Source organism: Sulfitobacter sp. (assembly GCF_041552635.1).
Classification (GTDB): Bacteria; Pseudomonadota; Alphaproteobacteria; order Rhodobacterales; family Rhodobacteraceae; genus Sulfitobacter.
In genome coordinates, this window is the sequence record NZ_JBFEKM010000215.1 from 1 (window position 1) to 5495 (window position 5495).

The following is a 5495-nucleotide window of genomic DNA, read 5'->3' on the forward strand; positions in this document are numbered from 1 at the left end:
ACGCCTTCCTTGATCTGCCGCCCGAGGTTTTGCAGACCTCGATGAAAGAACACCAGAAATTCTTTTCCGTACGCAACCCCAAGACGGGCCGGATTGAACGCTTTGTCACCGTTGCCAACCGCACCACGGCGGATGACGGCGCGACGATTTTGGCGGGCAATGAAAAGGTGCTGTCGGCACGGCTGTCGGATGCTAAATTCTTCTGGGAAAACGACCTGCGCATCGCACTGTCTGACGCAGGGATGCAGGTCTGGGTCGATCAATTGTCCAACGTGACCTTCCACAACAAGCTCGGCACACAGGCCGAGTTGATTGCGCGGATGGAGGCGCTTGCAGGCGAGTTGGCCCCCATGGTCGGTGCCGACGCTGACGAAGCGCGCGAGGCCGCGCGTTTCGCCAAGGCCGATCTGTCGTCTGAAATGGTCTATGAATTCCCCGAACTTCAAGGGCTTATGGGCAGCTATTATGCGAAAGAGGCGGGCAAGTCCGACGCTGTGGCGGCAGCGGCCAACGAACATTACGCGCCGCTTGGGCCATCTGATGATGTACCGACTGCGCCTGTATCCGTGGCCGTGGCATTGGCCGAGAAGATCGACAAGCTGACCGGCTTCTGGGCGATTGACGAGAAGCCGACTGGGTCGAAAGACCCGTTTGCACTGCGTCGGGCGGCGTTGGGGGTTATTCGGATCCTACTGGAGAATGACCTGTCATTCGACTTGGGCAAGACACTTTACTTTGGTCTCGAAGCAAATGGTGTGCGTTTTGGGACACCTGAGGATGAAGATGACTATACCAAGCTAGATGTAAAAATTAATTTGGAATCCTTCCTCCACGACCGCCTCAAAGTCTACCTCAAGGACCAAGGCGTCCGTCACGACATTATTGACGCCTGCATTGCGATGGAGGGCAACGATGACCTGACGCTCCTCGTGAAACGTGCAAAGGCGCTGTCGGAAACCCTCAAAACCGATGACGGTGAAAACCTGATCCAAGGCTTCAAGCGCGCCAACAATATCCTCACGCAGGCGGAAGAGGCGGATGGCGTCGAATACTCCTTTGGCGCGGATATCAAATTCGCCGAAACCGACGAGGAACGCGCGCTGTTTGCGGCACTGGACCAAGCCGAAGCGCAGATCAAACCAGCGATGGAAGCACAGGATTTCACCACTGCGATGTCCGCTATGGCATCCTTGCGCGCCCCGATCGATGCATTCTTTGAGGCGGTGCAGGTGAACTCGGACAACGGCACCGTGCGGCGCAACCGGTTGAACCTGCTTAGCCGTATCCGCACCATCTGTTCGTCGGTCGCGGACCTGACCAAGATCGACGGTTAACACGCAACTTGTTTCGTCTGGCAGGGCGCATCAAGCCTTGCCAGAGAACGCCGAAAGCCTATGCTGCGCACAAACCAAAAGGTGCCGCAGTGCAGAAACCGCCCATGACAACACTTGTAACCCAGACCGCGCCCATCGCCAACGACACCCACGGCGGGCGGGCGAAATGTTTGCAACGTCTTGTGCGGCTGGACCTGCCTGTCCCGCGCACGGTGGCACTGCCCTTTGATGCGGTTCATGATATCGCGCGGGGGCATATGCCCGACCTGCAAGCGGTGGCTGATGAATTCCCGCAAGATGCGTTGCTTTGCGTGCGCCCGTCCAGTCAGGACCCTGATTGGGGCGGGCCGGGGGCCGTGCTGAACATCGGGATGAACGATGCCCGTTTCAAAGAATACTGTGCCCGTATGGGCGAGGGGCCTGCATCGGCGCTGTATACCCGTTTTGTGCAATCCTATGCAGTGAATGTCGCGCGGCTGGACCCTGATATGTTCGACGACGTGATCGGTGACGGCCGCGATGCGTTGGACCAATCGCTGCGCGCCTACGAACTTGAGACCGAAGAAACCTTTCCCCAAGACCGTGTGACCCAACTGACGGCGGTGCTCAGCTCCATGGCCCGCGCTTGGGAAGGCACGTCAGCACGGCTGTTGCGTCAGGCCAAGGGCGCGCCCGCAGATGCGGGGTTGGGGTTGATCGTGCAGCAAATGGCGTTCGGTGTCGGCACGGGGCTGTGCGGGTCGGGCGTTTTGCAACTGGTCGACAGTGACAGCGGTTTGCCGCAGATCACAGGGCGCTACCTTAGCCAGTCACAGGGGCGCGACGCGCTGCAAAGCGATGCAGACGCGATGTATCTGACCTGCGATCCACGCGGTCAGTCGCTGGAAGAACACGCCCCCGAGGCGTTCGAGACGCTCAAGCAGCACGCCGAATTGATGCGCGTCCGGTTGCGCGCCGAAATGCAGCTGGAATTCGTGATCTCGGACGGAGAGCTGTTTATCCTTGATGGTGTGCGGGTATCGCGGTCGTCGCGTGCGGCGGTCCGTATTGCTGTGGCGCTTGCTGACGAGGGGATCATTTCGCGCGAAGAAGCATTGATGCGGGTGCAACCGCGCACCCTGACCGAATTGTTGCACCGACAGGTCGATCCGCGCGCCAAGCGTGACGTGATCGGGCGCGGCATTGCGGCCAGCCCCGGTGCGGCGACGGGCAAGATCGTGTTCAACGCCAATGACGCGCAGGCCAGCGCGTCACGCGGAGAGGCTTGTATTCTTGTGCGGCGTGAAACATCGCCAGAAGATATCCGCGGCATGCATGCGGCCCATGCGGTGTTGACCGAACGCGGCGGGATCACCAGCCACGCCGCCGTGATCGGGCGCGGCATGGGGCTGCCTTGCGTGGTGGGGGCGTCGTCGATGCGGTTTGATCTGGTCAAAGGGCAAATCACCGCACCTGATGGTCGCGTGTTCAAGGCCGGCGACGAAATTACGATTGACGGTACCAAAGGCGAAGTATTGGCAGGGGCCGCGGCGATGCTTGAGGCGCTGTTGGATGCGACCTTTCAAAAGCTGATGGCGTGGGCCGAGGAAACCGCCGATATCGGTATCCGTGCCAACGCGGATACGCCCGCTGACGCGCAGACGGCTAGGAATTTCAACGCCCATGGCATCGGGTTGTGCCGGACAGAACACATGTTCTTTGACCCCAGCCGTCTGACCGTGATGCGAGAGATGATCTTTGCCGACAGCAGTGACGAGCGCCGCGCGGTGCTGGAGCGGCTGCTTCCCATGCAGCGAGATGATTTCATCCAACTCTTCCGCATCATGCAAGGCCAGCCGGTTTGTATCCGTCTGTTCGATCCGCCTTTGCACGAATTTTTACCGACCAGCCGGGCCGGTCAGCGTGATCTGGCAGAGGCGCTTGGTTTGCCGCTGTCCGACGTGACCCGCCGCATCGAGGCGATGTCGGAATATAACCCCATGCTGGGGCTGCGCGGGGTGCGCCTTGGCGTGACCGTGCCCGAGATTTACGAAATGCAGGCCCGTGCGATTTTCGAGGCCACGATCGAAGCCAGCCGTGACGGTGACCCCGTGGTACCCGAGGTGATGATCCCGTTGGTTTCGGCCAAGCGTGAAGTGGAACTGGTCAAAACCAGTATCGACAAGATCGCCACGGCCGTGCGCAATGAACGGGGCGCAGATTTTACCTATCGTTTGGGGGTCATGGTCGAAACACCGCGTGCGGCCTTGCGGGCGGGGGAAATCGCACCGCATTGTTCGTTCCTTAGCTTCGGGACTAACGACCTTACCCAGATGACCTATGGCCTAAGCCGCGATGATGCGGGCCGGTTCATGTCAACCTATGTGCAGCAGGGCGTGTTCCCCGAAGATCCGTTTCACATGCTGGATCAGGATGGCGTCGGAGAGTTGTTGCAGCTGGGCGCTGCGCGTGGTCGGGCGGCACAGCCGGGCATCACTTTGTCGATCTGTGGTGAACACGGCGGCAACCCCGAATCGATTGCTTTTTGCCGCGAAGCCGGTTTTGACTATGTTTCTTGTTCGCCATTCCGGGTACCTGTGGCGCGGCTGGCTGCTGCGCAGCTTGCCATTAGCCACAAGATATTGAATTAAAAATGGAATAGTTGTCAATATGTTGATTCTTTAGGCGGGTTCCCGCCCGATTTCGCGCATTAGGGTTTACGCAAGGACTGTTGCTGGATAACTGGCAACGACTGAAACAGCCTGCGAGGCGCTATATGCGTTCGATCACTAAACTAGCCGTAAACGTATTTTTTGCCGTCTCTATGATGGCACCTATTTCCGCATTCGCGAACTCTCAACAGGCGAAATCATTGGCCGAGATTGAGACAAAAGGTTTGCGTGCGGTCGGAAGCGAGCGGTTGGAACAGATGATTGCGGCGAACAACAAGGCTGGCAATATTGAATTCACCCGCAGCTGGTTGGCCAATCAACCTGCTGCATCGGGCGGTGACCAGTGGCGCTGCTTGTCCGAGGCACTGTATTTCGAAGCCCGTGGCGAGACCGTCAAAGGCCAATTCGCGGTGGCTGAAGTCATCATGAACCGGGTGAAATCGACACGGTTTCCGGGATCATTGTGCAGTGTGATCAACCAAGGCACAGGTCAAAAATACCGCTGCCAGTTTACCTATACCTGCGATGGCTACGCCGAGGTGATCGCCGAGCCTAAAGCCTATGCGCAGGTTGCCAAGATTGCCCGCGCCACGCTGGACGGGGCGGTCCCCGCGATTACGGATGGCGCTACGTATTACCACACGACAGCGGTCAAACCGCGCTGGTCGCGGGTTTTCACCCGCACAGCCAAGATTGGCGTGCACCTGTTTTACCGCGATGGCGTTCAAACGGCCTCTAACTGAACTGCCTTTCATGTCGTCTTTGGTGGCTGGCCAGCCGCCACCGGCTTTGGTAAACGGCCTTTGACGGGCTAGGACTGTCAAAAGTGTGACACAGCAAAGGCCGAAACCATGACCACTGATACCAGGCTTGCCTTCGCGCATCCCTCTGAACGCGCGGCGGCGACCGCCGGTCCCGAACCCCTAGACCGGATTTCACTGCGCGATCATATCGTCGAGGTCGAAATCGGCGCGTTTCAGGCAGAGCGCGGCGTCACGCAACGGATTTGCTTTAACATCGTCGTCGAAGTGCAGCCCCTTACCAGTCCCGCAGAGGATGATGTCGACCGCATCCTTTCCTATGACCGCGTCACCGAAGCAATCGCCTATGAGCTTGCGGCCGAGCGGTTGAATTTGCTTGAAACTTTGGCCGAACGGGTGGCCGACCGGATCCTGTTGGAACGTCAGGCGATGCGGGTTTTTGTGCGTATCGAAAAGCTGGATCGCGGACCGGGGGCCTTGGGCGTCGAAATCGCCCGCGCGCGTGATGATGTGCCCGATCTGCGCGCTGCCGCTGCCGAAGTACCGCATCCAGAATTGGTTTATCTCAGCAACATGGCGATTGCGTCGCCCCATTTGTCCGGCTGGCTGGACCAGCTTGAACAGTTGGGCCGCCCTTTGATCCTATGTGTCGGGGCGTCTGATACGGCTGCGCCGCAGGTGGCTCACAGGATGGCGCAGCGGCGGATTGACCTGTTGGCTATTGAACAAAACGCATGGGTTCTTGCATC

4 protein-coding genes are annotated in these 5495 nt (G+C 59.0%); all 4 read left to right on the top strand.

Translation table 11 applies throughout. The features are described 5' to 3' along the window. Positions 1-1334 (top strand): glycine--tRNA ligase subunit beta (gene glyS / locus ABYT07_RS18550; protein ID WP_372993507.1); only part of this gene is annotated, 1334 nt, incomplete at its 5' end. A 104-nt stretch (positions 1335-1438) separates the two neighbouring features. After that, a complete protein-coding gene (locus ABYT07_RS18555) occupies positions 1439-3964 on the top strand; it encodes a putative PEP-binding protein (protein WP_372993508.1) in 2526 nt (841 codons plus the stop codon). Between the two features lie 125 nt (positions 3965-4089). Continuing rightward, the gene (locus tag ABYT07_RS18560) at positions 4090-4728 is read left to right on the top strand and encodes a cell wall hydrolase (RefSeq protein WP_372993509.1); all 639 of its coding nucleotides are present in this window, start codon (positions 4090-4092) and stop codon (positions 4726-4728) included. A 108-nt stretch (positions 4729-4836) separates the two neighbouring features. Further along, positions 4837-5495 (top strand): dihydroneopterin aldolase (locus ABYT07_RS18565; protein ID WP_372993510.1); only part of this gene is annotated, 659 nt, incomplete at its 3' end.